Origin of the sequence: Paraburkholderia sp. (genome assembly GCF_035656215.1) — a bacterium.
Classification (GTDB): Bacteria; Pseudomonadota; Gammaproteobacteria; order Burkholderiales; family Burkholderiaceae; genus Paraburkholderia.
Window position 1 is genome coordinate 1 of the sequence record NZ_DASRSY010000485.1, and the last position, 3992, is coordinate 3992.

Genomic DNA, 3992 nt, shown 5'->3' on the forward strand with positions numbered 1-3992 from the left:
GTTCCATCAGCAGCATATGAGGCGCGATGCGGTCGCGAATACCCGGGTCCAGACGCAGCGCCCGCGGCCATACCGCTTCGAGCTTGGCGCTCGTGACTGAGTCGCCGCTCGCGAACAGCGTCACGTCATGGCCGAGATCGACCAGCGCCTCGGTGATGTAGGACACGACGCGCTCCGTACCGCCGTAAAGCTTCGGCGGCACCGATTCGGTCAAAGGGGCGATCTGCGCAATCTTCATATTTTGTCTCCGTGAGCTGACGGCTTGCGCCAATGGCGGTGCACGTCAGGGGGCGCTGAGCATGACAGCGCCGGTCCTTCTCTATCAATGCAGTGAACGCCAGGCGTCCGCCTGCACCATCCGCATCAAAGCATTATTCATCAGGTTGCAACAAAAAGCCCCTCGCCTTGCAAATCCTACGTGTTGTTACATTCAGCTTACATCCGGTGGTGCTCATTATCCGGCCGTCGTTATCGCGCCGGCCATTTCCAGGCCGGCAGGTCGCGATCGTCCGCATCGGCGATGCGCGTCGCGCCGAAATGCTTCTCCAGCACGATCGACTGGCTGTCATCCTCCCGTTCGAGCGCCGCAATCAGTCGCGCCGCGTGCGAGACCACCAGCACCTGGGAATGCGCGGAAGCCCTTGCGATGAGGCGAGCCAGCGCCGGCAGCAGGTCCGGATGCAGGCTCGTTTCCGGTTCGTTCAGCACCAGCAGCGCGGGCGGACGCGGCGTCAGCAGCGCAGCTACCAGCAGCAGATAGCGCAAGGTGCCGTCGGACAGTTCCGCGCCCTTCAATGGCCGCAGCAGGCCGTGTTGCTGCATCGATACTTCGAAGCGGCCGTCTTGTGTGGCGATGTCGAGGCGCGAGCCGGGAAAGGCGTCGTCGATGGCGGCATCGAGCGCAATGGGGTCGCCGATCTCGCGGATGGTTTGCAAGGCCGCGGCGAGGTCCGCGCCGTCGTTTGAGAGCACCGGGGTGTGCGTGCCGATCTGCGGCAGACGCACGGCCGCCTCAGCATCCGTGCGGAAGTGGTCGTAGAAGCGCCACGAGCGAATCTGCTCGCGCACCGTGATCATCTCGGGGGCGGTCCGTGGGTCGGAAAACTCCGTCATCATGCTGTCAAAGCTGGCGACGGGTTGAGGGATGGTTTGCCAGTCGCCGTGCTCGTCACGTGTGCGCAGCGCAGCGCCGTGCCGGTCGACCAGCAATGCGGACGGACGTAGCACCGGGCCACTCCAGATGCATTCGCGTTTGATCATTGGATCAAGCAGGAACTTGCTCGGTATGGGAGGCGGCGGCTTTTCGGGTGCTGGCAACCCCAAATCTATCGAATAACCGAATTCATCGCCGGAAAAGCCGAGCCGCAGACTCACCGGCTCGTTTCGGCGCGTGCCCTGGACCGGCAACTCGCCGGCCAGCACCGCGCGCGAAAAGCGTTCAGGTCCGGCCCACAGCGTGGATTGCAAACCACCTTCACGCGCGAGCGACGTAATCACACCGCCGCGCGCGGTCTCGGCCAGCAAACGCAGCGAGCGATACACGCTCGATTTCCCGCTGCCATTCGCACCCGTGATGACATTCAACTGCCCGAGCGGCACGATCAACTCGCGCAGCGACCGGTAGCCCGCGATGGCCAAAGTTCTTAGCATGCAGCCATCCGCCGATCAAACGCGCACGGCCGGGCGCTCAGTAAAACCACTCCGTTCTTCAAACGCATCATCACTTATGCCCACCGCCCTTGCCCGGTTTCTGCATCGGCACGCTGCGCAAATCATCCAGAAAGGTATCGCGCCACACGCCGAGATCGTTCTTGCGCAACGCCTCCATATTGATCTCGTGACGCCGCTGGCGTGCATCGAGCGGCATTTGCAGCGCGCGCTGCAAGGCTTCGCACATGCCAATTGCATCGTGCGGATTGACTAGTAGTGCGCCACTCAACTCCGCCGCCGCGCCGGCGAAAATCGACAGCACCAGCACGCCTGGATCGTCAGGATTTTGCGCGGCGACATACTCCTTCGCGACCAGGTTCATACCGTCATGCAAGGGCGTAACAAAGCCGATCTGCGACTCGCGAAACAGCGACATCAGCTTCCAGCGGTCGTACTGCTGATTCAGGTAGCGGATCGGCGTGTAGTCGAGGCCCGAATACCGGCCGTTGATGCGCCCCGCTTCGTATTCGAGATCCTGGCGGATCTTCTGATAAGTGGCGACGTCCGACCGGGTGGGCGGTGCGATTTGCACCAGCGTGACGTTGCCGCGCCATTCGGGCGAGCGTTCCAGCAACTGCTCGAAGGCGCGAAAACGTTCGACGAGCCCTTTCGAATAATCGAGCCGGTCGACGCTCATGATCAGCTTGCGGCCTTCCAGGCTCTGCTTCAGGTCGAGCACGTGCTGGCGGCTTTCATAACGCTGCGCCTGCTCGGCGATTTCGTCGGGGAACACGCCGATCCGGTAGACGCCCGTGCGCAGTTTGCGGCCGAAGGCTTCGACGTGATTGCCCCCGCTCACGGTGCCGCGCGCATGGCGCGTTACGTAGTCGTGGAAAGCGAGTTCATCGGTTGCGGTCTGAAAGCCCAGCAGGTCATAGCACGACAGTGATTTCACCAACTCTTCGTGCGGCGGAATATTGAGCAGAATCTGCGGCGCCGGAAACGGAATGTGCAGGAAAAAACCGATGCGGTTCGTGATGCCTTCGGAGCGCAGCGCTTCAGCGAACGGGATCAGATGGTAGTCGTGAATCCAGATCACGTCGTCGGGTTCGAGCAGCTTGATCAGCTTGTGCGCAAGCCATGCGTTGACGCGCCGGTAGCCGGCATACTCGTCGCGCTCGTAGCGCGCCAGGTCGTTGCGGTAGTGGAACACGGGCCACAGCGTCGCGTTCGAAAAGCCGCGGTAGTACTGGTCGTAATCCTTGCGCGTGAGACCGACGGTCGCGAAGGTCACCGCGCCGTCCTGCTCCAGCGTCGGACCGGCGTTGGCGACGGTCTCGCTCACCACGTCGCCGCTCCAGCCGAACCACACGCCCCCTGCATCCTTCAGTGCGCCGAACACGCCGACCGCGAGGCCGCCCGCCGATCCTTTGGTTTCCGTCGGCGTTGCGACACGATTCGACACGACGATCAGTCGGCCCATGTTGGTAGTCCTCCTTGGTTCGCACGGCGCGGCGTTTGCGTTTCAGGCGCTTGTGATGTCTTGAGCGCTGCAACATGTCGATGACGTAAAGCGGCCGAAACACGCGATGCCGCGCCAGGTTCGTGAGTCAGATGGACGGTTCGACCACTTTGGTGCACGATCAGTTGCACTCATCTTCGGCCCGTATGCCGCCTTCGCCAGCCAGGCTTTTTTCTTTGACCTTCAGCGACGGATCGCACGCGTGCGGATGACCGGCGCGGCTTGCTACCGGACCGGCCTCGGTATGCGCGGTGGTAATGCGGGTGAGCCGGCGAGCGTCTGCGCGCGGCGCAGGCGTCCGCCGCGATTCACATCAAATTCAACTACGAGATCAACTGCCGCTCTTGCAAGGAAATGCCTTGCCGAGCCCGAGCGAGATCGCCGTGCTGGCGTTATAGCCCGCGACGATCGGATTTTCCGCGATGTATTTGCGTACCGCGTCGGTGAGTTGCGCCGAGCGCGCGTCCGGCGGCAGGCAGAAGTACTGGCCGACGCGCGGCCCGGTGGTACCGCCAATCGCGTCGATCGTGTTGAAGATGCCGTCGGCGGCGCCTTCAATGTACGCGGCACACGCACTACGCGATGCCACATCGGTCTTCGTGCACAGCTTGTTGAGGTCGCCCCCCGTAAACGCAGTTGCCGATAGCGGTACGGCAAACGCGCTGGCGAAAATCAAAGCCCGCAGCATGGTGTTCCTTTCCAGGGTCGTTTATCAGGCGGTCTTGCGCCGCATCGAACCGGCGCGCCTCGTAGCGCGCCAAGTCGTCATTCTGCACTGTTTTGTGGAGTGGCAGGCATGCCAACAGCCGCTATATTCAGG

Annotated in this window: 3 protein-coding genes and 1 pseudogene; all 4 read right to left on the minus strand. The window is 62.5% G+C overall.

Annotated elements, in window-relative coordinates:
• Nucleotides 1–238 (minus strand): annotated as a pseudogene (locus VFE81_RS28750) (glycosyltransferase family 4 protein); the annotation flags it as partial.
• Nucleotides 239–468: 230 nt separating this feature from the next.
• Nucleotides 469–1650, minus strand: a complete 1182-nt coding sequence (locus VFE81_RS28755; protein ID WP_325047823.1) for an AAA family ATPase — start codon at nt 1648–1650, stop codon at nt 469–471.
• Nucleotides 1651–1720: 70 nt separating this feature from the next.
• Nucleotides 1721–3133 carry an alpha,alpha-trehalose-phosphate synthase (UDP-forming) gene (gene otsA, locus VFE81_RS28760; protein ID WP_325047824.1) on the minus strand — a complete coding sequence of 471 codons (1413 nt, stop codon included), beginning with the start codon at nt 3131–3133 and terminating at the stop codon, nt 1721–1723.
• A gap of 370 nt (nt 3134–3503) precedes the next feature.
• The gene (locus VFE81_RS28765) at nt 3504–3860 is read right to left on the minus strand and encodes a Rap1a/Tai family immunity protein (protein WP_325047825.1); all 357 of its coding nucleotides are present in this window, start codon (nt 3858–3860) and stop codon (nt 3504–3506) included.
• Between the last annotated feature and the right edge of the window lie 132 nt (nt 3861–3992).

Coding starts and splice junctions, on each gene's coding strand:
- VFE81_RS28755 (WP_325047823.1), bottom strand. CDS start 1,650: ATGCTAAGAACTTTGGCCATCGCGGGCTACCGGTCGCTGCGCGAGTTG.
- otsA (WP_325047824.1), bottom strand. CDS start 3,133: ATGGGCCGACTGATCGTCGTGTCGAATCGTGTCGCAACGCCGACGGAA.
- VFE81_RS28765 (WP_325047825.1), bottom strand. CDS start 3,860: ATGCTGCGGGCTTTGATTTTCGCCAGCGCGTTTGCCGTACCGCTATCG.